At 68.9% G+C, this 26,276-nt stretch carries 27 protein-coding genes; 15 read left to right on the top strand and 12 right to left on the bottom strand.

What is annotated here, in order from left to right:
* Positions 1-25 precede the first annotated feature (25 nt).
* The 4 genes from MFF26_RS10345 to rpmG form a co-directional block, all read right to left on the bottom strand.
* Positions 26-2,395: an Orn/Lys/Arg family decarboxylase gene (locus tag MFF26_RS10345; RefSeq protein ID WP_137830568.1), complete on the bottom strand. Its 2,370-nt coding sequence runs from the start codon at positions 2,393-2,395 to the stop codon at positions 26-28.
* 183 nt (positions 2,396-2,578) lie between these two features.
* Positions 2,579-2,752 (bottom strand): hypothetical protein, encoded by a 174-nt coding sequence (locus MFF26_RS10340; protein WP_171015522.1) that lies wholly within the window; start codon positions 2,750-2,752, stop codon positions 2,579-2,581.
* A 60-nt stretch (positions 2,753-2,812) separates the two neighbouring features.
* Positions 2,813-3,181: a DUF4440 domain-containing protein gene (locus MFF26_RS10335; protein ID WP_137830569.1), complete on the bottom strand. Its 369-nt coding sequence runs from the start codon at positions 3,179-3,181 to the stop codon at positions 2,813-2,815.
* A gap of 146 nt (positions 3,182-3,327) precedes the next feature.
* A complete protein-coding gene (rpmG, locus tag MFF26_RS10330; RefSeq protein ID WP_003602581.1) occupies positions 3,328-3,495 on the bottom strand; it encodes a 50S ribosomal protein L33 in 168 nt (55 codons plus the stop codon).
* A 267-nt stretch (positions 3,496-3,762) separates the two neighbouring features.
* Here rpmG and MFF26_RS10325 point away from each other — a divergent pair, with 267 nt between their 5' ends.
* The 3 genes from MFF26_RS10325 to MFF26_RS10315 all read left to right on the top strand — a co-directional run bounded on the left by MFF26_RS10325 (position 3,763) and on the right by MFF26_RS10315 (position 6,395).
* Positions 3,763-4,509 (top strand): YebC/PmpR family DNA-binding transcriptional regulator, encoded by a 747-nt coding sequence (locus MFF26_RS10325; protein WP_137830570.1) that lies wholly within the window; start codon positions 3,763-3,765, stop codon positions 4,507-4,509.
* 246 nt (positions 4,510-4,755) lie between these two features.
* Positions 4,756-5,649, top strand: coding sequence for a hypothetical protein (locus tag MFF26_RS10320; RefSeq protein ID WP_137830571.1), 894 nt, complete (start codon positions 4,756-4,758; stop codon positions 5,647-5,649).
* Positions 5,650-6,014: 365 nt separating this feature from the next.
* Complete coding sequence (locus tag MFF26_RS10315; RefSeq protein WP_137830572.1) at positions 6,015-6,395, top strand: exopolysaccharide production protein YjbE; 381 nt, start codon at positions 6,015-6,017, stop codon at positions 6,393-6,395.
* A gap of 82 nt (positions 6,396-6,477) precedes the next feature.
* Here the strand turns inward: MFF26_RS10315 and MFF26_RS10310 are convergent, their stop codons facing one another.
* The 4 genes from MFF26_RS10310 to MFF26_RS10295 form a co-directional block, all read right to left on the bottom strand.
* Positions 6,478-7,536 carry a YcjF family protein gene (locus MFF26_RS10310; protein ID WP_137830573.1) on the bottom strand — a complete coding sequence of 353 codons (1,059 nt, stop codon included), beginning with the start codon at positions 7,534-7,536 and terminating at the stop codon, positions 6,478-6,480.
* Entirely contained in the window at positions 7,533-8,978 is a 1,446-nt protein-coding gene (locus tag MFF26_RS10305; protein WP_137830574.1) for a YcjX family GTP-binding protein, read from the bottom strand. Before MFF26_RS10305 ends, MFF26_RS10310 begins: the two co-directional genes overlap by 4 nt.
* Before the next feature lie 219 nt (positions 8,979-9,197).
* The gene (locus tag MFF26_RS10300) at positions 9,198-12,485 is read right to left on the bottom strand and encodes an ATP-binding protein (protein ID WP_238307938.1); all 3,288 of its coding nucleotides are present in this window, start codon (positions 12,483-12,485) and stop codon (positions 9,198-9,200) included.
* 4 nt (positions 12,486-12,489) lie between these two features.
* The gene (locus MFF26_RS10295) at positions 12,490-13,881 is read right to left on the bottom strand and encodes an O-antigen ligase family protein (RefSeq protein ID WP_238307937.1); all 1,392 of its coding nucleotides are present in this window, start codon (positions 13,879-13,881) and stop codon (positions 12,490-12,492) included.
* 401 nt (positions 13,882-14,282) lie between these two features.
* Between MFF26_RS10295 and MFF26_RS10290 the strand changes: the two genes are divergently transcribed.
* Entirely contained in the window at positions 14,283-14,549 is a 267-nt protein-coding gene (locus MFF26_RS10290; protein WP_137830576.1) for a hypothetical protein, read from the top strand.
* Between the two features lie 237 nt (positions 14,550-14,786).
* Here the strand turns inward: MFF26_RS10290 and MFF26_RS10285 are convergent, their stop codons facing one another.
* Positions 14,787-15,773: a CobW family GTP-binding protein gene (locus tag MFF26_RS10285; protein WP_137830577.1), complete on the bottom strand. Its 987-nt coding sequence runs from the start codon at positions 15,771-15,773 to the stop codon at positions 14,787-14,789.
* A gap of 351 nt (positions 15,774-16,124) precedes the next feature.
* Here MFF26_RS10285 and MFF26_RS10280 point away from each other — a divergent pair, with 351 nt between their 5' ends.
* Positions 16,125-16,403 (top strand): hypothetical protein, encoded by a 279-nt coding sequence (locus MFF26_RS10280; RefSeq protein WP_137830578.1) that lies wholly within the window; start codon positions 16,125-16,127, stop codon positions 16,401-16,403.
* A 199-nt stretch (positions 16,404-16,602) separates the two neighbouring features.
* Here the strand turns inward: MFF26_RS10280 and MFF26_RS10275 are convergent, their stop codons facing one another.
* Positions 16,603-17,172, bottom strand: coding sequence for a TetR/AcrR family transcriptional regulator (locus tag MFF26_RS10275; protein WP_137830579.1), 570 nt, complete (start codon positions 17,170-17,172; stop codon positions 16,603-16,605).
* Positions 17,173-17,319: 147 nt separating this feature from the next.
* Here MFF26_RS10275 and MFF26_RS10270 point away from each other — a divergent pair, with 147 nt between their 5' ends.
* The 10 genes from MFF26_RS10270 (at position 17,320) to MFF26_RS10225 (ending at position 25,147) form a co-directional block, all read left to right on the top strand.
* A complete protein-coding gene (locus tag MFF26_RS10270) occupies positions 17,320-18,300 on the top strand; it encodes a quinoprotein relay system zinc metallohydrolase 2 (protein WP_238307936.1) in 981 nt (326 codons plus the stop codon).
* Positions 18,301-18,333: 33 nt separating this feature from the next.
* A complete protein-coding gene (locus MFF26_RS10265; RefSeq protein ID WP_137830581.1) occupies positions 18,334-19,146 on the top strand; it encodes a quinoprotein dehydrogenase-associated SoxYZ-like carrier in 813 nt (270 codons plus the stop codon).
* 4 nt (positions 19,147-19,150) lie between these two features.
* The gene (locus tag MFF26_RS10260; protein ID WP_137830582.1) at positions 19,151-19,744 is read left to right on the top strand and encodes a rhodanese-like domain-containing protein; all 594 of its coding nucleotides are present in this window, start codon (positions 19,151-19,153) and stop codon (positions 19,742-19,744) included.
* 224 nt (positions 19,745-19,968) lie between these two features.
* A complete protein-coding gene (locus MFF26_RS10255) occupies positions 19,969-20,355 on the top strand; it encodes a thioredoxin family protein (RefSeq protein ID WP_137830583.1) in 387 nt (128 codons plus the stop codon).
* Positions 20,356-20,727: 372 nt separating this feature from the next.
* Positions 20,728-21,552 (top strand): 3-methyl-2-oxobutanoate hydroxymethyltransferase, encoded by an 825-nt coding sequence (gene panB, locus MFF26_RS10250; protein ID WP_137830584.1) that lies wholly within the window; start codon positions 20,728-20,730, stop codon positions 21,550-21,552.
* Positions 21,553-21,571: 19 nt separating this feature from the next.
* A complete protein-coding gene (locus MFF26_RS10245; RefSeq protein WP_171015523.1) occupies positions 21,572-21,742 on the top strand; it encodes a hypothetical protein in 171 nt (56 codons plus the stop codon).
* 146 nt (positions 21,743-21,888) lie between these two features.
* Positions 21,889-22,233: a hypothetical protein gene (locus MFF26_RS10240; RefSeq protein ID WP_210236216.1), complete on the top strand. Its 345-nt coding sequence runs from the start codon at positions 21,889-21,891 to the stop codon at positions 22,231-22,233.
* A 174-nt stretch (positions 22,234-22,407) separates the two neighbouring features.
* On the top strand, positions 22,408-22,893 hold the full coding sequence (locus tag MFF26_RS10235; protein WP_238307935.1) for a hypothetical protein: 486 nt from the start codon (positions 22,408-22,410) through the stop codon (positions 22,891-22,893).
* A 101-nt stretch (positions 22,894-22,994) separates the two neighbouring features.
* A complete protein-coding gene (locus MFF26_RS10230) occupies positions 22,995-23,480 on the top strand; it encodes a hypothetical protein (RefSeq protein ID WP_137831809.1) in 486 nt (161 codons plus the stop codon).
* 317 nt (positions 23,481-23,797) lie between these two features.
* On the top strand, positions 23,798-25,147 hold the full coding sequence (locus MFF26_RS10225; protein ID WP_373324420.1) for a cytochrome P450: 1,350 nt from the start codon (positions 23,798-23,800) through the stop codon (positions 25,145-25,147).
* 36 nt (positions 25,148-25,183) lie between these two features.
* Here MFF26_RS10225 and minE read toward each other — a convergent pair whose 3' ends face one another.
* Positions 25,184-25,459: a cell division topological specificity factor MinE gene (gene minE, locus MFF26_RS10220; protein WP_137831810.1), complete on the bottom strand. Its 276-nt coding sequence runs from the start codon at positions 25,457-25,459 to the stop codon at positions 25,184-25,186.
* A complete protein-coding gene (gene minD, locus MFF26_RS10215) occupies positions 25,456-26,271 on the bottom strand; it encodes a septum site-determining protein MinD (protein ID WP_137831811.1) in 816 nt (271 codons plus the stop codon). Before minD ends, minE begins: the two co-directional genes overlap by 4 nt.
* Positions 26,272-26,276 lie beyond the last annotated feature (5 nt).

Genomic DNA, 26,276 nt, shown 5'->3' with positions numbered 1-26,276 from the left:
CCCGCCGCCTGTGCCCGTTCGGCCATCAGGCCCCCTCGCGCAGAACGTAGGTGTGGAAGCGGATGCGCCCATCCGGATCGACCTCGCGGTAGACCCCCTGGATCTCGGCCTCGAAGCCGGGGAACAGGTTGGAGGCCGCCTCGAACATCTTGAAATAGTCGAGCATGGGCTTGGCCCGCGCGTCCAGGCGCTCGCCCGGCAACACCGTGCCGATGCCGGGGGGATAGACCAGCATCAGAGTGGTGGCGATCCGCCCCTCGGCCTCCGCGATCGGCACGTAATCGACCTTGTTGCGGGTCAGCATCTGCGCGGCGGCCTTCGGCGGCATCACCATCTCGGGCAGGTGCTCGGGCATGAACTGCTTGCGCTGGAGCGCGGAGGTGCCCGATTCCCGGTGGAAGGCGTGATAATCGGCGCAGAGGTCACGCAGGCGCACGCCGCGATAGCGCTTGGGCCGCGCCCGCACGAATTCCGGCATGGCCTCCTCGAGGAGCACGTTGTCGTCGTGGAATCGCTTGAAGGCGACGAGCCCCGAGATCAGCGTGCCGGCCTTCGAGGATTCGACGCCCGGCGTCAGCAGGAAGAGCAGCGAGTTCAGATCGTTCTTCTCCGGTACGATCCGGTTCTCACGCAGGTATTGCGCCACGATCGGCGCGGGCACGCCGTGATCGGCGTAGGCGCCGGTCTTCCGGTCGAAGCCCGGGGTCAGCACCGTCAGCTTGTTCGGATCGGTGATGGCGAAGCCCGGCGCCGCGCCGTCCCGCCCCAGGGGGCCGACATGGGTGAAGCCGTGCCACGCCGCGCCCGGCGTCAGCTCCCAGTAGTGGGCATCCGCCGCGAGGAGATCGGTCGGGACCGATTCCCAGGGCGTCACGGTGCCGTCGGGGCCGGTCACGACATCGGGCACGAAGGGGTCGAAGAACCAGCGCCGCTTCGGATCGGCCTCGCGCTCCTCGAACTCCTTGCGGATGGCCCGCGCCTTCTTGCGCCACTCGATGCCGAGCCGGATCGTGTCGTCCCACAGGACGACGCCGGAGCGGCCCTTCATCATCTGCGCGCCGACATCGAGCGAGGCGAAGATCGGATAGAACGGCGAGGTCGAGGCGTGGACGAGGAAGCTCTCGTTGAGGCGCTTGTGCTCGACGCGGCGGGTTTGGCCGCGGATATGGCCGTCGCGGGTATGGATCTGCGAGGCCTGGGAGAAGCTCGCCAGCTGCTTGTGGGTCGATTGCGTGGCGATGATGCCCGGCGAGGTCTCGTCGAGCCCGGTCAGGCCCATGGCGAAGCGGCGGGCATAGAGCGGGTGGAACTTCATGAAGCCCGCCCAGGCTTCGTCGAAGAGGATGTAGTCGCACAGGTGGCCGATCCGCTCCACGAGCGCCTGGGCGTCGTAGATCGTGCCGTCATAGGTGCATTGCTCGATGACGGCGCAGCGGAACGGGCGCTCCTTCCGCCACGCCTCCTTGTCCTTCACCAGCGGGTTGGTGCGGATCTTTTCGCGGATCCGGTCCTCGTCCAAGGCCTCGTGGTAGATCGGGCCGATCAGTCCGTAGGCATTCCGGTCCGTTTCCAGAAAAATCGGGATGCCGCCGGCGAGCAGCAGGGCGCCGTGATGGGCGGCCTTGTGGTTGTTGCGGTCGAACAGGACGAGGTCGTCCTCGGCCACCAGCGAACCCAGCACGACCTTGTTCGAGGCCGAGGTGCCGTTGAGGACGAAGTAGGTCTTTTCCGCCCCGAAGATCTGGGCGGCCTCCTTCTGCGCCTTCAGCGCCGGGCCCTCGTGGGTCAACAGATCGCCGAGATCGAGGACGGAGTTGTCCAGATCATCGCGGAAAATCGCTTCTCCTAGATGCTCCACGAAGATGCGGCCGATGGGGGAGCGATTGTAAAAGATGCCGCCGTTATGGCCGGGGCAGGTCCAGAGCTGGTTTCCCTCCTCGGCATAATCGACCAGCGCGCCGAAGAACGGGGTCTTCAGCGTGTCGGCGTATTGCGTCACGCGGGAAACCAGGCCGCGGGCGATGAATTCGGGAGTCTCTTCCGCCAGGAAGATATAGCCGTCGATGAAGTCGAGCAGCTCGACCGGGATGTCCTCCAGCCGCTTGCGGCGGACCATGATGACGATCGGCATCTCCAGGCCGCGCTTGCGCATCATGTCGATGAGGGCGGCGGCCTTGCCCTCGAGGCCACGCTTGCCCCAATCGACCACGAGGCAGCCGACCGCGGAATCGGTCTGGACGGCGATGGCCGCGTCCTCGACCCGCCGCGCCCGCACCACCTCGAAGCCGCGCTGCTCGACCGCCGCCACGATCTGATCGACCCGCGCGCCTTCGAGATCGCCGGCTTCGAAGTGGGGCGTGCACATCAGCACGGTGAAACGGCGGTGAAAATCCATGGACCGTGCTCTCCTCGCAGGGGTCTGACCCTGCCTTTCCGGCCCATCCGCGACGATTCGATGACAGCCCGACCATCTCCGTAGCCGGCTGCGTCGGGCGTCGTGTCACAGGAACGGGCCGGGACCGGTCGGTCGCTCCCGATTCCGGCGTCGGCGCCCGCTTGGGGCAGTCTTCGAGGCCGGTCAATCGCGGCGGGGGCCGAACGGCGTTGCGCGCGGAAGCGACGCAATCCCGGCGGCGAGCAGGCCCGCGCCGAGGCTGGTCTCGAACGGAGACGCGTCGCCGACCCGCTCACGTGCGGTGCCGGCGGACGTGATCGTCACGTCGACGAGGAGGGCAATCAGGGTGGCCGGCACAGGTTCCTGCCGGCGAGCCCTGGGGCCGTTCGCTTGCGCGGGCGTGATGGACGGCCGCGCTCAACCCTCCTGCGAGGGAATCGCGAGGCGTGGCGTCTGCTGATGTTGCACCACGCGCCATTCTTCGTGCGACAGGCGACGATAGGTCGAGGTGCAATGCGCCTCGTAGGTTTCGCCGTCGCGGGAGGCCTTCACGCCGTAGGCGATGACGATCAAGCCTTCCTGCGGACGGGCGATTCGGCCGTCCTCGATGACGACATCCGTCCAGCGCGGCGTATCGGCAACGGCCTCGATCGCCTGGGCGCCGCCGAGCACGTAGGGCGGATGCGGCAGGGCCATCAGGCATTCGTCGTCGACGAGCTCGCGGTAGCGGTCGGCACCGCCCTCCCACAGGCTCTTCTCAAACGACCAGACACGATCATCGTCCACGGCACTCTCCCGATCCGGCGGCGTCACGAGAGAAGACGCATCCCCACCGATCGTTCCGGCTGCGGCGATCCGACTGAGAACGCGAAAAGCCGCCCTGATGACAGGGCGGCTTTCCGAAAAGCGCTCTGATCGCGTAAGCGAGAATCTTACTTGATCTTGGCTTCCTTGAACTCGACGTGCTTGCGGGCGACCGGGTCATACTTCTTCATGACCATCTTCTCGGTCTGCGTGCGCGAGTTCTTCTTGGTGACGTAGAAGTAGCCCGTGTCGGCGGTCGAGACGAGGCGAATCTTGACGGTGACGGCCTTGGCCATGGCTGGCGCTCCAGATCGGGTTGTCGGACACGATTCGCGACCGTGACGGCGCCGACGCGAAACGCAAAAGGCCGGGAAGCCCCGGCCGAATTCCGTGGGGTGAATGCCCGACCGACCGGGCTTCGTCAAGCCGATGCGTTGATTCGAGGCAGGCGCGCGGCCTATAAGCGGCGCCTCCGACACATCACCGCCACATCCCCCGCGCGGCGTCGAGGATCCCGACCGACGGGAGCCCTCCGCCCGGGGCGAACAAGAAAAGGTCACGCCATGGCCGGCCATTCCCAGTTCAAGAACATCATGCACCGTAAGGGCCGCGTCGACGCGGTCCGCTCGAAGCTGTTCAGCAAGCTCGCCCGTGAAATCACCGTCGCGGCCAAGCTCGGCACGCCCGATCCGGCCATGAACCCGCGCCTGCGCGCCGCCGTGCTCGCGGCGCGGGCCGAGAACATGCCCAAGGACAATATCGAGCGCGCCATCAAGAAGGCGACCGGGGGCGAGGGCGAGAACTACGAGGAGATCCGCTACGAGGGCTACGGCCCCGGCGGCGCCGCGCTGATCGTCGAGGCGCAGACCGACAACCGCAACCGCACCGCCAGCGACGTGCGTTCGGCCTTCACCAAGTCCGGCGGCAGCCTCGCCGAGACCGGTGCCGTGGCCTTCATGTTCGACCGGGTCGGCGTGATCGCCTTCGCGCCGGACGTGGCCGATGCCGACACGATGCTGGAAGCCGCCATCGAGGCGGGGGCCGACGATGTGCGTTCGGATGCAGACGGTCACGAAGTCACCTGCGCCCAGGATGCCTATGGCGAGGTCTCCAAGGCGCTCGAGGCCCGCTTCGGCGAGCCCCGCCGCACCGGCCTCATCTGGAAGGCGCAGAACACCGTCGATGTCGACGACGAGACCGGCGAGAAGCTGATCCGCCTCGTCGAGGTGATCGAGGATCAGGACGACGTGCAGAACGTCTACGTCAACTTCGCCCTGTCCGAGGCGCTGATGGAGAAGATGAGCGCCTGATCGCTTCCGCCGGGCCCGGTGCTCGGACGCGTCCGTGCCGGTGTCCTGAGCCTCGTATCGATCACGAGCCCTACGCGGTTCGTGGTCTTGGATGCCGGGCGGGGATGACCGGCGCTGTCCTCCCGCCGGGGCCGCATCGGTCCAAACCGGATCGTGCACAATTTGTCGCGCATCGGTGTGACGACCTGCGCGTTATCGGCTTATCCTGCGGGATCCTGACGCGCGAAGGCTCACCCACTCCCTGCGATGCACGACGATCCGGTCATCATCGGCATCCACGGGCTGGCCAACAAGCCGCCCCGCGAGGAGAAGCAGAAGTGGTGGCGGCAGGCGATCGAGGAAGGGCTGCGGCGCAATCTCGGCCGTGCCCCACCGGATGTGCCTTTCGAGTTCGTGTACTGGGCTGACCTGCGTTACGAGGCGCCGGTCGCCTCCGCGTCCAATCGAGAGCCCTATTATCCGGCGCGTGGCCGGGGGCCGTTCCCGAGTCCGAATGGGAAGCCGCCGGGGCCGACCCTGACCGACCGGTTCTACCGAGTCCTCGAATGGATGCAGGAGAAGACCGGCCGCCTCGTGGTGGACGACGTCCTCATCGAGTACCGCCTCGACGATCTGTGGGGCTACTACAAGGACGCCGCCTTCCGCGCCGATGCCCGGGACCGCCTGCGCGCGGTGCTCGAACGCTACGAGGGGCGGACGCTTCTGCTGGCGGCCCACTCGATGGGCGGCCTCATCGCCTACGACGTGCTGCGGCTGATGGAGCGGCAAGGCCCACTGCCGCGGGTGGCGCATTTCATCACCATGGGATCGCCCTTGGGGCTCGCCGAGATCAAGCACCGGATCACGGCGGAGCACGGTGATCTGCGCGTGCCGGCGGCGGCGGCGCGCTGGACCCATCTCGGCGACCGCGATGACATCGCGATCGTCGGGACCGACCTGGCCGAGGCCTACGCCCCGAACCCGGACGGGGTCGGCGTCATCGAGTGCCCGGTCATCAACGCCTATCGCCGTCCGCAGGGGAGCCGCAATCCTCACAAGTCCTACGGCTACCTGCGCACCCCGGAATTCTCGCGGGCGGTGGCCGATGCCCTCGACCACGTATCGGCCCCGCGCGACGCCAAGGCCGATGCCTGCGCGTGAGAGCAAAGGCCGAGCTTCCTCTGGCGTGGTTGCGGAGATTCGCAGGTCCGGAGGCGGAAACATCGAACGGGCCGGCCCGTTGAGATGGCAGGGTTGCTTCCTTTCCCAATGCTGCCTGGCCGACCTCATGGCCTAGAGCACACCAGGTCCAAGCGCTTGGGACTGCCACGTGCCCGCGCACCGTTGTGACGTGAACGATCCGAACAAAGTCACGATGATCATTGAAGAAATCGGATTTCAGGGTGCCGCTTCGCACGAAAAGACTAATTTTATATCGGGAGCATTCGGGAACTTAATTTTCCTTAATCGCTTTCCCCGGTCGGACCGGTCGCTGAACCGGTAAGACAATCCCGGAGGAAAGCATCGTGACGCTCGCGAAGACCCTTGCCGCCGCCACCGCCATCGCCTTCATGGCCGGTTCCGCTCTCGCCGCTCCCTGCAACACCGGCAGCACCGCCAAGGCGCCCGATTCGTCCTCGGCCCCCAACAGCAGCACCGCGAACGGCGCCGATGCCGGCTCGAAGAACCTCGCTGGCGGCCAGCAGCCGGCCTCGCCGGGCACCGTCGGCGCGATGAACAATGTCGGCGCCGGTCAGGGCGTGGGCGACAAGCCGGGCTCGGAGCAGACCGCCATGGCCAAGAACAACGCAGGCGGCAACCAGCCGGCTTCGCCGGGCACCGTCGGCGCGATGAACGCGACGGGCGCCGATCAGAAGCTCGGCGAGAAGGGCGGCAACGACTGCTGATTTCCCGCCGCATCCGCGACAGAGTTTGACCGGTCAGCCCTCGCACCCTGCGGTGCGGGGGCTTTCCTTTTGGGTCATGCCGTCACTTCTCTTCGCCGTTTCCACGGAAGAGTTGGCCCGCCACGTCGTTGACCGTGGGCGGGGTGGCCCGCACGAAGGGAAGGGGGCGGCAGACCGCGACGGCCGCGAGGCCGAAGCGGGCCGTCATCAAGCCGTTGAGCACGCCCTCGCCGAGCTTGGCCGAGACCCGCGCGGCGAGCCCGAGTCCGAGCACCTGATGCAGCATGCCCTCACCCACGGCCATGCCGCCGGTGACGGTGAGATGGGCGAAGGCCGCCCGCGCGAGGCGCAGGAAACCCAGCAGTCCCGGACGTCCGCCGTAGATCGCGGCGATCCGGCGTAACAGGCGAGCGGCGGAGAAGACCACGAAGGCGACATCCACGATCGCCCGCGGGCTCAACGCGGTCACGGCCGAGACCTGGCTCGCGGCCTGCGCGATGGCGGCCTTGGCCTGCCGGTCGAGGGGAGCGAGCAATTCGCCCTCCGCGAGGCCCAACCGATCGTCCACGTCGAGGATCGCGTCGCCCACCGCGTCGAGCCGCTTGATGCCCGCGCTCAGGGCCGGGCGATCGGCGTAGAGGCCGCGCAATTCCTGCACCACGCCCTGCGCGCCGGTATGATCGCGCGCCGTCATCGCCGCGAGCGCCCGCTCGCGCAGATGCTCGATCTTGCGCTCGCGCCAGACGCCCAGGGCCTCGCGACCGACGATCGCCGCGAGGGCCAACCCGGCCAGGGCGACTAGGCCGAGGGCGACCCAGCCGAGCCAGGGGGCGGTGGCGAACAGGTCGGCCACCAGCCGCTCCAGCGACAGCCCGACCGCGATGATGACGAGGCTGCCGAGCGCCCCGAGAAGGATCGACACCCAGGGCGGCCCGCGCCGGGTCGCCACCGGCACCGGCACGCCGTCGGCGGCATCGACGATCTCGTAGGGCTCATCGACGAAGCGCACATCCGGTCGGGGCGGTGCCTGCCGCGTCTCGGTCTGCGGTGCATCGGGGCGCGAATCCGGCCCGGCTGCGGGCGTCGGCTCGGCGGCGGGGATGCGGAAGGCGCGGGGCCTTGGGCCGGAAGGTGTCGTCACGTCAGCTTGTCCCCAAGCAGGAACTGCATCGCCCGGTCGAGCCGGATCTGCGGCAGGTGGCCGGGCCGTCCGAGCGCATCGGGCCGCGCGAGGGGCGGGCGAAAGCGCGGAAAGCGGAACGAGCCCGGCGGGATCGCCCCGTCGAGCACGGCCTGCGCGTCGCTCGGCAGTTCGCCGGGAAAGATCGCCGCTTCGGCGAGACCGTCGAAGGTATCGTCGCCGATCGTCTCTCCCGCCTCCGGCGTGCCGGAGACCGCGCGCAGCACCTCGCCGCCATCGTGGACGGTGGTCTCCCGGGTGGCCCGCACGGAGGCCAGCGCCACGGTGCCGACCCGCGCGCCCGCCGCCTCGGTCCGGCGCATGGCGCGGGCGACGAGGAGGCGCAGCAAGGCGTCCAGCCGATCATGGCTCGACTGGTGAAGGTGGTCGGCCTTGGTGGCCGCGAACAGGATGCGGTCCGCCCGCGGCGCGAAGAACCGCGTGATGAGGCTGTTGCGCCCGACCCGGAAGGAGAGGAGCACCGCGTCGAGCGCCTCCTCCAGTTCGGCGAGGGCGGCCGGCCCGGCATCGACCGCCGAGAGCACGTCCACCAGCACGATCTGGCGATCGACCCGCTGGAAATGCTCCCGGAAGAACGGCTCGACCACCTTGGCCTTGTAGGCCTCGAAGCGTCGCTCCATCAGCGCGCCGAGGCTGCCCGGGCTCTGCGTCTCCTCGAGCCGGTCCAGGGGGGCGAAGGTCAGCATCGGCGAGCCGGCCAGATCGCCGGGCATCAGGAAGCGTCCCGGCGGCGTCGTGGCCACCGCCTCCGCGCCCGCGCGAAGCGCCGAGAGATAGGCCTTGAAGGCGTTGGCGGCGCGCTCGGCCACCACCTCGTCGAGGGGCGCGGCCGGATCGAGTTCGGCCATCGTGGCGAGCCAGGGCGCGGCGATGGCCGCCCGGCCGGTCCGGCGGGTGCCGAGGATGGTGGCACGCGACCACGCCACGTAGCTCTGGTCGAGGAGCGCGAGGTCGAGCAGCCACTCGCCGGGATAATCGACCACGTCGAGCATCAGGGTGCCCGGCCCCGTGCGCCAGCCACCGGCCCGCTCGTACTCGATGGCGAGCCGCAGCTGGCTGATCCGGTCGGTCGAGCCCGGCCAGCGGCGCGCCTCCGTGAGTGCGGAGAAATTCTCCTCGAAGGGGAAGCGCGGCACGTCGTCGTCGGGCTGGGGCACGAGGCGGGCCCGGCGCAGGCGGCCGCCCTGCGCCGGCTCGAAGGCCGGCAGCGCGTGGCCCTCGACGAGATGGTGGACCAGCGCGGTCGTGAACACCGTCTTGCCCGACCGCGCGAGGCCGGTGACGCCGAGCCGAAGGGTCGGCTGGATCAGGAGATCGCTGGAGGCTTCGGCGAAGGCCTTGATCGCGGAACCCGCCTGGGCGGCGTAGTCGAAGAGGGGCAAGGGGGGACTCGGCGGGAAGGCGTCATCGGAACGAGGCCGCTCACAGGTGGCGCACAGCGGGGCCGATCTCAAGGGTAGGCGGCGATGGGTCGACGTCTGCGTAGGCGCGATGCGTTTTTTGCTCCAGGGTCCGGCCCTGGACCGGTGAGGCCCCCGAACCCGGCCCCGATCAGGGACGCCAGCGCCGCGGGAGAGAGGAGGATCGCTGCGCGCCCGTGCTCACGCCGCCCGCAATTCCTGGATCATGCTCAACGTGTCGCGGCGCAGGGCGGCGAAATGGTGGATCAGGGGCAGCACGTCGCCGCCGCTGCGGCAGGCATTCTCGATCTCCCGGCAGAGCGCCGAGAGGCCGACGAAGCCGAGGACGCCCGCCGCCGCGACCATGGCATGGGCGTCGTAGGCGAGTTGGGATCGATCGAGGTCGGCCTCCCGCGCCGTGGCGGCGGAGAAGCGCAGGTTGAGTTCCGATTCCAGCAGGGTCAGTAGGGCGAGGATGCGTTCCCGGCCCATCATATCCCGCACCGAGGCGTAGGTGTCGTGGTCGAGGATGGGCACGGCGGGCGTCGGGGCGATCCCGCTTTGTCCGCGGCGGACGGCGCCCTCGTCGCACCAGCGCTCGACCGTGGCGAGCAGATGCGCGCGCTTGAACGGCTTGCCGACGTAATCGTCCATGCCGGCCGCGATCAGCTCCTCGACCTGGCGCGACAGCACGTTGGCCGTCATGGCGACGATCGGCACCCGCGCGGCGGAGCCGGGCAGGGCGCGGATGCGACGGGTCGCGGTGAGCCCGTCCATGCCGGGCATCTGCACATCCATCAGAACGAGGGCGAAGGGATCGGCGCCCTCGGCCTTCAGGGCGGCGATCGCCTCGGCCCCGTCGCTGGCGATGTCCACCCGGTAACCCTGCGCCTCCAGCACGGTCCGCGCCAGCTCCTGATTGATCGGCACGTCTTCGACGAGCAGGAGTCGGGCGGAGGATCTGGACGGTTCGGAGCGCCCGACGCCCTCCGGCACGCTCGCAGCGATCGCCTTGCTCCGGGGCAGCGCCAGGGTGAACCAGAAGGTCGAGCCGGCGCCGGCCTGGCTCTCGACGCCGATCCGCCCCCCCATCAGGGTGACGAGGTCGCGACAGATCGCGAGACCGAGGCCCGATCCGCCGAAGCGCCGGCTGATCGAGCCATCGACCTGACTGAAGCGCTTGAACAGGCGCCCCTGTTGGGAGGGCGCGATGCCGATCCCGGTGTCGGTCACCTCGAAGCGCATCGCCTCCGCCGCCTCGCCCGAGGGCAGGCGCACCGGCCCCTCGTAATGGACCGTGAGGGTCACGGACCCGGCAGGCGTGAATTTGACCGCGTTGTTCAGCAGGTTGAACAGCACCTGCCGCAGCCGGTTCGGATCGCCGTGAAGCGCCTCGGGCAAGCGCGGATCGAGGCGCGCCTCGACGGTCAGCGCGGTCTTGAGGGCCGCCCCGCGCATCATCGCGACCGCGTCGTCGAGGAGGGCGCGCACCGAGAACGGAATCGGATCGAGCTTGAGCTGCCCGGCCTCGATCTTCGAGACGTCGAGAACATCGTTGACGACGGTGAGCAGGGCCTCGCCGGAGACGCGGATCAGCTCCAGGTGGCGGCGGTCCTCCGGATCGTGATCGGGGCGTCCCAGCAGCAGGTCGGTATAGCCGAGGATGCCGTTGAGGGGCGTGCGGATCTCGTGGCTGATCACCGCGAGGAACTCGCTCTTGGCCGCGCTCGCCCGCTCGGCCTCCGCCCGGGCGGCCTGGGCCTTGTGGGTGACGGCGCGCAGGGCTGCTTCCGCCGCCTTGCGCTCGGTGATGTCGAGGTTCAGCCCGATCATCCGGTAGGGGCGGCCGGCCTCGTCGTAGAGGGTCCGGCCGCAGGCATGGATCCAGCGGGGGCCGACCCGGAACTCGGCACTGAAGCGGGCGCGGTCGTCGATGGCGCGGTGGACGCGGTTCCAGGTCTCGATGATGTCGTCCGGGTGGACGCAGGCGGTCCAGGTGGCCGTGCTCAGACCTTCGGCCTTGCCGGATTCGGGCAATCCGTAGAGGCGCAGGCTCTCCGGCGAGAGCGTCGTCACCCCGGTGCGCATGTCCCAGTCGAAGGTGCCGGCACCCGCGCCCTCCAGGGTGATGCTGAGCAGGCGGCGCGCATCCTCCTCGGCGAGGCGGGCCGTGACGATGTCGTCGATATCGAGGGCCGTGCCGATCCACTCGATGACGGCGTCCGGGGCGGAGGGAGGCCGGACCGGGGTCATCGACATCTTGTGCCAGCGATAGGATCCGTCCTTCGCCCGCAGGCGCCATTGCCCCTCGTAACCCCGTCCGGAGGCGCGCGCGTTCCGCCAGGCGGCGTCGAGGATCGGCGCGTCGTCGGGATGTTCGCGCGCCACGGGATCCGCTCGCCCGCTGCCGATCGGGCCGTAATCGGCCTCGAAGCGGGCGTTGGCGTAGGTGGCCTCCCCGGTCGCCGGATCGAGGGTCCAGACCTGCAGCGGCAGGGCGTCGGCAAGGCTGCGGTAGCGCAACTCGCTGCGATGGATTTCGGCCTGGATCCGCAATCGGTCGGTGGTGTCCATCAGGATGCCGAACAGCCCGATGGTGCGGCCCGCCTCCCGCTTGCAGGTCCCGCGAATCATCACGTCGCGCAGGCTGCCATCGGGGCGGACGAGGCGCGCCTGGACCTCGAAATCGCCTCCATCCGCGACCGCGGCTCTCATCGCCGCCTCGACCGGCGGCTGGTCCTCGGGCGTGAAGAGGTCGGAGAAGGACGGGTGCTCGGCGGGCGCTGCCGCCGGGTCGAGCCCGGCGATGCCGAGCAGGCTGTCGGAGTAGAGTGGCTGAGGATCGGCGAAGTTCATCCGCCAATGGCCGACCGTGGCCATCTGCTCGGCCATGCTCAGGAGCGAGTTGGCCGCCGCCCGCTGCTCGATCTCGGCGCCCTGCCGGTGGATCGTGCTCTCGTGGAGCCGGCGCAATTCCACTTCGCGAGCGAGAGCGCCGTGATTGTGGTGAAGTCGAAGATGGGCGGTGACCGTCTCGGCAAGATCGCGCAGGGCCGCCTCGTCCTCGGGGGAGAAGGCGCGGGGGTTCGGATCGACGAGGCAGAACGAGCCGAGACGCAGGCCGGGGGCCAGGCTGAGGGCCACGCCCGCGTAGAACACGATCCGGGACGCGCCCTCGCCGAGATCGCCATCGGCGAAGCGCGGATCGCGGCGGGTGTCGGGGATGACCAGCACGCCGTCCTGCTCGATCGTGTGCGTGCAGATCGAACCATCGCGAGGCCGCGCGCGCGGTAGGTCCATGGAGCCGGTGCAGGACTTGAGCCATTGGCGCTCGGCGTCGAGCAGCGCGACATAGGCCGTCGCGACGCCGAACAGACGCTGTGCCGTCCGGCAGACCGCATCGAAATGCGCCTCCGGATCGGTATCGAGGATATGCAGCGCGTTCAGGGCCGCGAGGCGCTCGGCCTCGCTTACCGACGGTGTGTTCACGGACTCACGACTTCCTACGGCTCGCCGCGCCGTCGGGGCTCAGCGGCGCACCATCATAACCTGCGCCGTATCGGTCGCCCCGTCCCAACCGCGTGTGTACCGGAGGCCGGTCGTGGCCCCGCCGGGAGCCCGTCGCCCAGCGCAGCCGGGCGGCTTCCAGCGCCCAGACCATGCCGAGCATCATGTAGACGTGCCGCCACTTCTCCACGTCGATCTGCATGGCCTGGACGAAGAACATCAGCAGGGCCGGAAAGATGATCTGCGCGTAGGGCCGGAAGGGCGAGGCCCGCGTCATCAGGCGAAAGCCGACCACGCTGGTCGCGATCACGAGGACGATGAACACCGCCCCGCCGAGCCAGCCGCCATTGGCGAAGCTGCCGATGTAGGAATTGTGCGGCTCGAGGCTGAAGATCTGGCGCCAGCGCAGCGGGCCGAGGCCCAGCGGCTCTTCCAGCAGGATGTTCATGCCGCGAATCTGATTGCCGAAGCGCCCGGTTTCCCCCTCGTCGTAGTCCTGCGTGACGGTCGCGCGCGTTTCGAAGGTCTTGGCGACGCTGTCGATCGACAGGAGCCCGACCAAGGCCGCCGCGCCGAGGCCGGCGGTGACGAGACCGATCACCACGATGCGCCGCCGCAGGGCCCGCGACCCGCTGGTCATGAAGACGAAGCCCGCCATCAGCGTCGTCGAGACCAGGGTGGCGCCCCAGGAGCCGCGGGAGAAGGACAGGAAGGTGCCGGCCAGGATCACCAGCAGGCAGGCCAGCGCCAGCACGGGACGGCGCCCGCGTCCCGTCAGCAGGCCGTGCGTGAGGCTGAGTGTGCCGAGCATCAGGTAGGATCCGAACACGTTCGGATCCTGGAAGGTGCCCGAGGCGCGGCCGTAACGGGAGAACAGGTCCTCAATACCGAGCAATTGCAGGTAGCCGATGATGCCGAGCGTCGCCGAGAGGACGCAGCTCGCCGTATAGGCCTTCAGCGCCAGATCGAGCCGTGCCCGCGTATCCTCGGCATAGAGCATCGCGAAGAAGACGGCGGTGATGACAAGGTAGCCGAGCTGGATCGTCCAGGTGAGGGGCAGCGGCTCGCTGACATAGGGCAGGAGCGCCACGACGATCGCCGAGAGATAGAGGGCGAGCAGGAAGACCAGCGGCAGCGCCCCCCGGTGCAGCCGGATGCCCAGTGCGAGCCACAGCAGCATCGTCGGGAGGGCGATGATGTCGTAGGGCGAGGCGTCCGAGAAGGCGAAGCAGGCGAAGAAGATGAAGGCGGCGTGCAGCGCGCCGGCGAAGCCGTGGATGACCCGGATCGCCGGGATCCCGGCCCAGGCCCCCTCGCGCCAGCGCGGCAGTGGGGCCGCCGTGGGGCCGGCTCGGCTCGGGGCGATTGCGGAGATCATCGAGGCCAACGCAACTCCCGGCGAGGGCCGCCCACACCACCCATCGCGCCGCCACTGGCCGGCCGATGGGATTGCGACCCCTCGTCGGTTCAGAGGAGACCATCGAAAGGTTGAGGTTTGCCGAACGGAGCGGATGGGCCCGCGACAGCGCGGCGCGCTGATGACCACCGTCGGACCGAAACGGTTCGGCAGATGAGGCCAGAGCGCCGTTGCGAATAGCGTGTGATGCGCTGCGAGCTCTTTCTCGCAAATTTTAAGATCGCTTCTGGGCGGAAAATTTAATCCGCGTCGGCGCGTGCGGGGAGACACGTCGTGGCGGCGACAGGCTTCCCATATTCAGTTCATCGAAGACGAAACGGCCCGGATGATCGGGTCGGCCTCTGACCGGAGACTGATAAACCATGAAGACCCGTATTGCCGCCGCCGTCGCTGCCCTCGTTCTCGGCGCCGCCCCGCTCTCCTCCGCCATGGCCCAGAACTGGGGCGGTCGCTACACCGGCTACGCCGCACCGTACGAGGTCGAGACCACCGGTTCGCTCGGCTACGTCGCCGGTCCCACCTACGCCGCTCCCAGCTGCCCGCAGAGCTCGGCCGCGGAAGGCAACGCCAACCAGCAGCACTTCCCGGTCAAGCAGTATGGCCAGACCTCGGGCGGCTACCGCTGCTGATCCGAGACCGAGTCGAGACAGGAGCCGAAGCCATGCTGATGAAAGCGTTCTCCTACGCGATGATCGGAGTCCTGGCCTTCGGTCTCGCCACGACGGCGGCCGGGACGGCCAGCGCGCTGATGAACCCCTGACGGTCGAGCACCGTCGATCGACACGAAAGAGGGCCGCCGGGAGGCGGCCCTTCTGCGTTGCGGATGCGGTAGCCAGCGCGCGAGGCGCCGCTACGGCCGGGCCGGTTCAGGCCTTGCAGGCGTAGAATTCCTGGCGGATCGCCTCCGGGTCGAGGTTGCGGCCGATGAAGACGACGCGCGAGACGCGCGGCTCGTCGGCGCCCCAATCGCCCTGCACGTCCCCGTCGAGGATCATGTGCACGCCCTGGAACACGAAGCGCTTCGGCTCGTCGGGGAAGGCGACGATGCCCTTGCAGCGCAGGATGTCCGCCCCCTGGACCTGGGTCAGGTTCGACAGCCAGGGCATGAACTTTTCCGGATCGACGGGGCCGTCGATCTTCGCCGAGACCGATTGCATCTGGTCGTCGTGGTGGTGGTGATGGCCCTCTTCCAGGAAGTCGGGCTCGATATCGAGGATGCGCGACAGGTCGAAGGCATTGCGGTCCAGCACTTGGTCGAGCGGGATCGTGCAGCGCTCGGTGCGGTGGAGCCGGGCATAGGGATTGATCGCCCGGATCTGGCCCTCGACGCGGTCGAGATCGTCCGCCGAGACGAGATCCGCCTTGTTGAGCAGGATCACGTCGGCGAAGGCGATCTGGTTCTTGGCCTCCGGCGCGTCGGAGAGGCGGTCGGAGAGCCACTTGGCATCGGCGACGGTCACTACCGCGTCGAGGCGGGCGGCCTCGCCGACATCCTGATCGACGAAGAAGGTCTGCGCCACGGGCGCCGGGTCGGCGAGGCCCGTGGTCTCGACGATGATCGCGTCGAACTTGCCGCGGCGCTTCACCAGACCGTCGAGGATGCGGATCAGGTCGCCCCGCACGGTGCAGCAGACGCAGCCGTTGTTCATCTCGAACACTTCCTCGTCGGCGCCGATGACGAGGTCGTTGTCGATGCCGATCTCGCCGAACTCGTTGACGATCACGGCGTAGCGCTTGCCGTGCGGCTCGGTGAGGATGCGGTTGAGCAGCGTCGTCTTGCCGGCGCCGAGATAGCCGGTGAGCACGGTCACCGGGATCTTCTGCGAGGCGGCGAGGGGAGAGGCGTCGGACATCGGAGCGCTTGTGCTGTGAGGGCGGTCGGGCTGTTATATTGTATCAGCGGCGCCTGATGGAAGGTCGAGGGCCGGCACGAGCGCACTTTACGACGAAGCGGGTCTGGGGGCGCGCCGAGGCCGGTGCCCGACGGATCTGCCGAATGCCACCACGCCGCGAGGGGCGAGGCCGGCTGCGCGTATTTGCCCCAAGCCGTCCGCCGTTTCACCGGCACTTCGGAGCCTAATTCCCATTGCACGGACTGTTGCGGGAAGCTTTCACCTTTGCGGCGCCCGGTGCTTTTGCTGCCGTCAGCGCTTCTCACGGTCCATCGTGCCGTTTCAGCTCAATTGCAGCCCGAGGTTATCGCAATGCGCTTCCTTCTCGTCGGAGCCGTCTGTCTGTCATCGATGGCGACGCCCGCCTTCGCCCTCAGCACCGGGGACACGATGCAGGCATGGGCAGCCGCATCACCGACGGAAAAAGACGATCTGTTGCGAAAGCTGGACGCGTCGAGCAGCCCATCTTCGTCCAAAGGCGGGGTGCGTTCCTGCCTCGACGATACGGCGAAAGCACCCGGCCACTCGAATTTGCCCATATCAGAGATTTTCAAAGCTTGCTCGGAGCAGGCTGGACGGGAAAATATCTAATGTAGATCCGAGAGGGTGCGAACACGATGCGAATGAGTCACGTCAATCTGTCCGTTCCTGACATTCAGGAAACGCATTGATTTCTTGAGGGCTACTGCCAGTGGTGCTTCTTAGCTGCACCAGGGGTGGACAAGATCGTCGTGGCTCTCAATGAGAATGATACCCTGATCGCCCAGTGATCTCAGCGACAGCAACGAATTCAATTATTCGGCCGCAGTCCCGCGCTCAGCGCTTTCAACGCCTGCCTGAACCCCTCCGGTCCCGCCAGGAAGCGCTCCAGCAACAGCGCGCCCTCCAGCGTCGCCACCACCATGCGGGCATGGGCCTGCGGATCGATCTCCGCTCGGATGCTGCCGTCGGCCCGGCCCTCCGTCAGCACCCCGGCGAGCCAGGCGATATGCTTGTCGAAGAAGGTGCCGATCCGCCGCCGCAGCCCGTCGGGCAGGGTTTCGAGCTCCACCGCGAGCGCGGCGCAGAGGCAACCGAGCCCTTGCTCGACGCCGCCGAGATAGAGCCGGCCATAGGCCTCGATCCGGGCCACCCCGTCCGCGGTCTGACCGAGGATGTCGGCCAGGGCCGCGTCGTAGCGCACCTCGTAGGCCTCGATCAGGGCGCCCGCGAGGTCTTCCTTCGTGCGGAAATGGTGATGAATGCTCGCCTTGCGGATGCCCACCGCCTCGGCAAGATCGGCGTAGCTGAAACCCGAATAGCCCCGTCCGCGTACCAGGATCTCGGCCTCGCTGAGGAGCGACGCGCGCGTGTCTCTCATCGTCCGTCCGTCATCGTCCATCTGGGGCCGATCACGCGATCGCGAAGGCCCGAACTGCTCCGGCGGCATCCTTGCACTTGACGCCCCGGAAATCTACCTACTAGATGGTTGGCAATATATCACCGAGCAATCGGGAGGAATTGGCGTATGGCGGCGTGGGCCAGCCAGGGAGGGGTCGGTCGAGCAGGCGCCATCCCGGCGTCCGCCGCAACGCGTCGGCAAGCCCTGTTCGGCGGGCTTTGCCTGTGCTGCCTGCCGCGGCTCGGCCGTGCCGCCGAATCCTTCGCCCTTGACGAGGTCGCCCCCGGCATCTTCCTGCGTCGCGGCCCCGATGCCGAGGCGAGTCCGGACAACAACGACGCCATCGCCAATATCGGCTTCATCGTCGGGCGCGATGGCGTGCTCGTCACGGAATCCGGCGGTAGCCTCGCCGATGGGCAGTGGCTGCGCGCCGAGATCGGGAAGCGCACGGACAAGCCGATCAAGTACGTGATGCTGACCCACGTGCATCCCGATCACGTGTTCGGTGCCGCCGCCTTCCAGGGCGACAACCCGATCTTCGTCGGGCACGGCAATCTCCGCGGCGCGCTCGATGCCCGGGGCGAATTCTACCGCCGGCGGCTCGTCGAGATCCTCGGCGAGGGCAGGGCCGGCTCGGTGGTCTACCCGACCATGGACGTGAAGGAATCCGCCGAGATCGATCTCGGCGACCGCACGCTCCGGCTCACCGCCCACGGCACCGCCCATACCAATTGCGACCTGTCGATGCTCGACACCGGCAGCGGTCTGCTGTTCCCCGCCGATCTCCTGTTCGTCGGCCGCATCCCCTCGCTCGACGGCAGCCTCCTCGGCTGGCTCAACGAGATCGAGCGCCTCAAGGCGATGGGTGCCACCGATGCCGTGCCGGGTCATGGCCCGACCCGCGTCAAGCTCGCGCCGGCTTTGGCCGATCTCGCGCGTTACCTCACCACTCTGCGCGACGAGACCCGTGCGGCGGTGGCCGAGTCCCGGCCGATCGAGACGGCGGTGACGACGGTGGCGCAGGGGGAGAAGGACAAGTGGGCCCTGTTCGACACCTATAACGGCCGCAACGTCACCCAGGCCTACCAAGAGCTTGAGTGGGAGTGACGACGGACCGATGATCCGGGAAGGAGACCGACCATGAAACGCCTGCTGCTCGCCCTCAGCCTCACCCTCTCGGCCGCGGCGCTCGCCCCGGTCCCGGTTCGGGCCGGTGCCACGGATTCCGACGAGGAGCGCGCCGCGCGCTGGACCGAGATCAAGAAGACGATCTTCGGCGACCGTGCGGTCGAGGTGAACGACGCGGCGGTGAAGATCGACGCGCCGGTTCGGGCGCTCGACGCCTCGCTCGTGCCGATCGGCCTGACGCTCGCCGACAAGGACAACGTCAAGGGCCTCTACTTCATCATCGACGACAACCCGTCGCCCTACGCGGCACACTTCACCTTCGGCCCGGCCGCCGACCCCGGCGAGATCAAGATGCGGGTGCGGGTCAACAACTACACCAATGTCCACGCCGTCGTTGAGACCAAGGACGGCAAGCTCGTCGAAACGGCGAAGTTCGTGAAGGCCTCCGGCGGCTGCTCGGCCCCCATGGGCATGAGCGACGAGGAGGCCATGAAGGGCATGGGCGACATGCGCATGAAATTCTCCGACGGCCAGGGTGGCAAGCCGGTCGAGGCGACGCTGATGGTGCGCCACCCGAATTTCTCGGGGATGCAGATGAATCAGGTCACCCGCGACTACACGCCGGCCCGCTACGTCGACAAACTCGACGTGACCCACGGCGACCAACTCGTGTTCCACCTCGACGGCGACATCTCCATCGCCTCGAACCCGGTCATCCATTTCGGCATCAAGCCGGATGGCAAGGGCCCGGTCACGGTCGCGGCCACCGACAACCAGGGTGGACGCTGGGAGCACAAATTCGAGCTGCCCTCGGCGAGCAACTGACGCCATGCGCAGACGCGCCGGAAACGCCGTCCTCTTCGCCCTCGGCCTGATGATCGGGGCGACCGCTGCGGCGGCGGCTCCGGCCGATTCACCGGTGAACGTGCCGGAGCCCGAGGGGCTCTATACCGGCCCCCCGCACGGCTACACGCCCGCGACCCTCAAGGGTGCGACGGTGATCGATCTCAAGGGCCTGGAGGCGCTCCTGCCCGAAGCGCCCGTGCTGATCGACGTCGTCCTCGCCGACCGTCGGCCGGCGGGTTTTCCCGCCGACCGGCCCTGGCTTCCGACCCATCGCTCGATCCCCAAGGCCGTCTGGCTGCCGGGGGCGGGCGAGGCGCCGCTTCCCCCCGACCGGGAGGCCGCGTTCCTCGCCCGCGTGGCGGCGCTGACCGGCGGCGACAAGGCGAAACCCATCGTCACCTTCTGCCGTCCCGAATGCTGGGGCAGCTGGAATGCGGGCAAGCGGCTGGTGGCGGCGGGCTATACCCGTGTTCACTGGTATCCACTGGGCGTCGAGGGCTGGCAGGACGACCACGAGACCACGACCGTCAAGCCCGATCCGCCATGGGTCGCGGCCAATGGCAGCCCCGAACGCTAGAGCGTCGGCCCGAAAGGTGGGAGCCGGCTTTCGAAAGAAGCCGATGCAACGCAATCACCGAGAACGTCGTGCCGGACCCGATATTCGGCACGATGCTCGAGAGCACATTTCGACCAAGGGAACGCCCGTTCGTCGGACGAAAGCGCGTCGAAACAGGAAGTGAGAGGCGTGACCCGGCCCAATGGGGTAGGGCACCGCCCTCGACAGCAGGCCGAGGATTCCCGATGCCGACCCGCCGCCACGCCCTCGCCCTCGCCGCGGCCCTGATCCTCGCCGGACCGGCGCGGGCCGCCGCGCCGGTTCCGTTCGACCCGCAGGCCTTCGAGGCGGCGCAGGCGGAAGGGCGACCGATCCTCGTGCAGATCTCGGCGCCCTGGTGCCCCATCTGCCGGACGCAGAAGCCGATCCTGGCGACGCTCGGCGCCGAGCCGCGCTTCAAGGATCTCGCCGTCTTCACCATCGACTTCGACAGCCAGCGCGATCTGGTGCGCCGGTTCGAGGCCCGGACGCAGAGCACGCTCATCGTCTACAAGGGGAAGGCCGAGGTCGGCCGCTCCGTCGGCGAGACCCAGCCGGAATGGATCGAGCAGCTTCTCGAGAAGGCGCTCTGAGCGCGACCGTCACGGATCCCGGCTGGACGCGCCGCATTTTCGTCAAGATTCCGGCAAAGCTCGAAATTCGAGCAATTTCAAGCGCCTTACGGTCGAGCGTGGCGGTTGACAGCGGGCAGGATGTGGCGGAAAAACGGCACGCCCGGAGGCGGACCGAAGTCTAGGGAGGAAACGCCCGAAAACGGGCAGTGCGGGGCGGCAAACGCCACCGCTTCAGGAGGCCGGTGCCTCCGGGCCACACTCTCCCCATCCGATCGGGCCTTGCCCATATGAGCAGGCGCGGGCCGGCGCGAACGCGATTATAGGCGGGCCCGCATGACGGTTCCGGGTCCGCCCGGTCCCTCGGAACGCCAGCCTTCGGATCGTTGAGCCATGTCGCAGCACGTCCAGTCCCGTCGCCTCAGGGCGATCGACGTGGCCAAGCGCAAGGCGGAGGGGCGCAAGATCATCGCGCTGACCGCCTACCACGCCCACACGGCGGGCATTCTCGATGCCTATTGCGATTTCATCCTGGTGGGCGACTCGCTCGGCATGGTGATGCACGGCATGGAATCGACCCTGCCGGTGACCCTCGAGATGATGATCGTCCAGGCTCAGGCGGTGATGCGCGGCACGTCGCGGGCGCTCGTCGTCGTCGACATGCCGTTCGGCTCCTACGAGGCGAGCCGGGAGCAGGCCTTCCTCAGCGCCGCCCGCGTTCTGAAGGAGACCGGGGCCGGGGCGATCAAGCTGGAGGGCGGCGCCCGCTTCGCCGACACGGTCGCTTTCCTGACAGAGCGCGGCGTGCCGGTGATGGGGCATATCGGGCTCACCCCCCAATCCGTGAACACGATGGGCGGCTTCAAGGTCCAGGGCCACGGCGCGGGCGACGAGGCGCGGCTGCGGGAGGATGCGCGGGCGATCAGCGAGGCCGGCGCCTTCGCCATCGTGCTGGAGGGCATCGTCGAGCCGGTGGCCCGCGCCATCGCCACCGATCCGGCGGTGACCGCCGCCACCATCGGGATCGGTGCGACCAGCGCCTGCGACGGCCAGATCCTCGTGCTGGAGGACATGCTGGGCCTGAGCGAGCGGGCGCCGAAATTCGTCAAGGGCTACGGCTCGCTACGGGCCCATATCGAGGGTGCCGTGAGGGCCTATGCCGAGGAGGTCCGCGAGGGCCGTTTCCCGGCGGACGAGCACACCTACGCACCCCGCTGAGCCCGAGGAGGGCCCCACGATGAGCCTGCGGCGGATCGGATGGACCGGCCTTCTCGGCGCGCTCGCCGGCCTGGTGCTGTTCCCCCGGCCCGCCCGCGGCCCCGGCGTCAAGGCCGATCCGCCCGCTCGGGTGCCGGGTGACAGGCCGCCCGGTCACACCCCACCCGGTGATACGCCGCCGAGCGGCTGACGACGGGGCCCGCGCGACAAGCGTCCCCTCGGGGATCGAAGGCGGCAAGGCGGGCCGGCTTGACCCGAGCCGTCGCCGGAGGGCGACGGCTTGCGAGGGGGCGGATCATCGGCGCAGGATCGGCGCCTTCACGGGGATCTCCGGCCATGACGCCCTCGGTTCGTATCGCTCTCCTCTGCGCGGGTCTCTTCGCGACGCCGTCCATCGGCGCCCTCGCGCAGACCGGACCGTTCCAGGAGGTGCCGCCGCTCGCCAAGCGGCCCTTCGCGCCCGGGCTTACCTGCGGGGCCCTGCGATCGATCGTGGCGCATCGGGGCCATGTCGTGGTGGCGTCGAGCCCGACCGCCTACGAGACCGTACATTTCGAGAGCGGCGCCTGCCAGAACGAGGTGTCCTCCGCGCCGGCTTTCGAGCCGACCCTCGACGAGCCCTATTGCTTCGCCGGCTATCGCTGCGTCCAGCGCAACAACGGTGAGAACTCGGTGCGCTAGAGCATCGTCCCGTCCGGTGGGAGCCGGCCTTCGGACACAGCCGATGCCGCACAGGAACCGAGAGCATCAGGCCGAAATCAATAGCCGACACGATGTGCGAGCCGACGCGCCATCCACAGCCTTCCGTAGGACGCGCCTCGACCGTGGCGCGCGGTGCGTGCGAGTCTTCGCACCGTGCAAGCTTCTCAGACGCTTTCGAAACAACGCCTCGCCGATCTCGTCCTCGCCGCCCACCCTCTGGCGGAGCGTGACGTCATCGCCGCCTTCGTGAGCGATGCGGCCACCCTCTTCGGCAGCAACCCGTTCTCCGCCACCAGCGCCGGATCGGCCCGCCATACCTGGAGCGGGCAGGCCTTCGAGTTCCGCGTTCTGGGCATGGCCGCCGCCGGCCTGACCAGCCTCTTGGAAGCGGTCGCCGCTTTGCCCCCCGCCGAGCCCTTGGTGCAGGAAATCCTGTCCGCCGGGCCGCATCGCTGCTGCGTCCTGCTCGATCCGGGCCGAACCCGCGTGGTCGGTGCGGTCCTCTACGCCAAGCCCGGCGTCCCGCTCCCCGATTGCCCCCCGCCGCCGATTCCGGTTCCGGCCTCGCCCTCTGCCCCCTCGGCCCGTCCGCGCCGTCGCGCCCGCGCCGCCGCCCTGCAGCTCGACCTCTTCGCCTGAGCGGCCCGCCTCACGGCGACGTGCGGGAACGCCGACTCCCGTGGGTCGAAAGTTTCCGCTAGGTTTCGTGTCACCATCCGGTCGGCCGGGGGTGGGACGCGATGCGGCGCCTTCTCAAGTTCCTCCACACGATGGGGGCGATCGGCCTCATGGGGGCGATGGCCGCCCTGCTCGTGCTGCTCGAACGTGCGCCGTCGACGACGGCCCTGGAAGGCTACGCCCTGATCCGCGGGGCGATGGGCGCTGTGGCGACCTGGCTGTTCCTGCCCTCGCTGGCGCTCACGCTGCTCGCCGGCCTGCTCTCCATCGCCCAGCGCGCCTTCCACAGCGCCGGCTGGGCCTGGGCCAAGCTCGCCACCGGGGTGGTGATGTTCGAATGGGGCTTCGTCGGCGTGCAGGGGCCGATGCAGGAGGAGGCGCGCCGCAGCGCCGAGGCCTTGGCCGGCCGGATCGACCCGGCGACGTTGGGCCAGGATCTCGGCTCCGAGCGGGGAACGCTCTGGGTGCTGCTCGCGGTGGCGACCCTCAACGTCGTGTTCGGGATTTGGCGTCCGCGATTGATCCGCCGTCCGCAGCCCGCGGCCTGAACGGTTCGGCGTGGCGGGCCATCCCCCCGCATCCCTGAGGGATCGGCCCGACAGCTCGGAACCGGCTTCCGGAAAAAACCGTGCAGCACGAGAACCCAGAGCATCGTACCGGATCCGATATCCGGCACGGTGCCCTAGCCCCGCGCCGCGCCCCGGCCTCCCTTGCGGCGATCGGGCTCGCGCGGCGCCGATCAAGCGCCTAGAGCATCGGCCCGAACGGCATCTGCCGGCCCTCGGCGGCAACGGCACGGCGGCTCGGGCCGTGATCCGGTCGCGCCCGAGGGTTCTGCCCGATGCCACCCGCTTGAGCGAGACCCATGACCATCGATCTGCAGACGGTTCCGGTCGGCTCCCGTCCCGTGCCGCCGGTGCCGGTGCCGCCGGAGCGGGAATTGTCGACCCTGCGCTTCATCGCCACCATGCGCACCAACGGCATCGGCTGCTGGCCGGCCTCGGCCTACGAGGTGCCCCTGCGCCGCCGCCGCCTGCTCGGCAAGGTGCGGCTCACCGTGAGCGATCCGGAGGCGGTGCGACGGGTGTTGGTGGAGAACACCGGCAACTACGCCCGCACGGCGATCTCGATCCGCGTGCTGCGGCCGATGCTCGGCGACGGATTGCTCATCAGCGAGGGGAGCGCGTGGCGCCATCAGCGCCGGGCTCTGAGCCCCGCCTTCACGCCGCGGGCGGTGGAGACGCTGGTGCCGCACATCCTCTCGGCGACCGACGAGGCGCTGGCCGCCCTCGAAGGGCCTGCCGCTGCGGGACCGGTCGATCTCTTCGCGGCGCTCCAGCATCTCGCCCTGGAGATCGCCGGGCGGACGATGTTCTCGGTCGGCATGGCGCGCCATGGCGAGCGGCTGCGCGGTTATCTCGCCGCCTATTCCGAGCGTCTCGGGCGTCCGCACCTCACCGATGCCCTCGTTCCGCTGCGCTTCGCGACGCCGCTCGACCGGGCCCGGGCCCGGTTCCGGCGCGACTGGGTCGCCTTCCTCGACACGGTGATCGCCGACCGGGCGGAGGCGCGCTCCGGCCGGCCCCGCGACCTGCTCGACCACTTGCGCGCCGCCCGCGATCCGGAGACCGGCGACGGTTTCACCGCGGAGGCTTTGCGCGATCAGGTCGCCACCATGATCCTGGCCGGGCACGAGACCACGGCGCTGACCCTGCTCTGGGCCTGCACCCTGCTCGCCCTCGATCCGGATGCGCAGGAGGCGGTCGCCGCGGAGGCGGATGAAGCGGAGAAGCCGTTCACCCGCGCAGTGATCGACGAGACCCTGCGGCTCTACCCGCCCGCCTATATCATCGCCCGCTCGGCCCTGGGGCCGGACGTGCTCGCGGGCCAGCCGGTCGCGCGCGGGGACAGCGTGACGATCTCGCCCTGGCTGCTGCACCGGCACCGCCGGCTCTGGCGCGATCCCGACGCGTTCGATCCGGGCCGCTTCCTGCCCGGCGCCGAGCCGGTGCCGCGCTTCGCCTACATGCCGTTCGGGGCAGGCCCGCGGATCTGCATCGGGGCGGCCTTCGCGCTGACCGAGGCGACGCTGGCGCTCAGCCGCCTCGTCGGGCATTTCCGCATCGCCCGGGCGGACGAGCGTCCGGTCCTGCCGGCCGCCGTGGTGACGACCCAGCCCGACCATGCGCCGGCGTTCCGGCTGACCGTGCGGTAGGGGTGGCGTATCCGGATGATCGATCCGGATACGCGCTCAGGCGCTGGCGCGCTTCTTGACCGGCGGGGTCTCGACGGGGAACTCGATGTCGACCCCCAGGGTCGACACGCCTTCGCCGCGCTCCAGCTTGATCTGCACCTTGTCGCGCTCGACCTCGATATGCTTGGCGATCACCGCGAGGATCTCCTCGCGCAGCGTGATCACCAGGTCGGGGCGGCTGCTCTCCGAGCGCTCGTGCGCGAGGATGAGCTGCAGGCGCTCACGGGCGACGGAGCCGGAGCCCCGTGGCTTGAGGAAGGTCAGGACACTCATGCGGCCCTCCGGGTGAACAGCTTGTTGATCAGGGACTTGCGGTCGGACGGGATCGCCATCGGCACGGTCTCGCCCTTCAGGCGGCGCACCGCGTCGATATAGGCCCGGGCCGGCGCGCAGAGCGGGTTGTTGAGCGTCACCGGGCAGCCGACATTCGAGGCGCGCAGGACTTCGAGGCTCTCCGGGATGATGGCGAGCAGCGGGATCGAGAGGATCTCCAGCACGTCGTCGACCTTGAGCATGTCGCCGCGATCGGCCCGGGCGGGGTCGAAGCGGGTCAGGATCAGGTGCTTCTCGATCGAGTCGCCGCGCTCGGCCCGCACGGTCTTGGAATCGAGCAGCCCGATGATCCGGTCGCTGTCACGCACCGAGGAGACTTCCGGGTTCGTGACCACCACGGCCACGTCGGCGTGGCGCATGGCGAGCTGGGCGCCGCGCTCGATGCCGGCGGGGCTGTCGCAGACGATCCAGTCGAACTTCTCGCGCAGCTCGCCCATCACCCGCTCGACGCCCTCGTCGGTGAGCGCGTCCTTGTCGCGGGTCTGCGAGGCCGGCAGCAGCGCGAGGTTCTCCAGGCGCTTGTCGCGGATCAGCGCCTGCGGCAGCTTGGCGTCGCCGTTGGTGACGTTGATCAGGTCGTAGACCACGCGGCGCTCGGCGCCCATGATCAGATCGAGGTTGCGCAGGCCGACATCGAAATCGACCACGCAGACCTTCTCGCCGGCCTGGGCCAGCGCCGCGCCGAGCGCTGCCGTCGTGGTGGTCTTGCCGACGCCGCCCTTACCGGACGTGACACAAAGGACCTTGGCCATTCTCG

This window comes from Methylorubrum suomiense (assembly GCF_022179765.1).
GTDB lineage: Bacteria > Pseudomonadota > Alphaproteobacteria > Rhizobiales > Beijerinckiaceae > Methylobacterium > Methylobacterium suomiense.
This window is presented reverse-complemented; position numbering and strand designations above follow the sequence as displayed.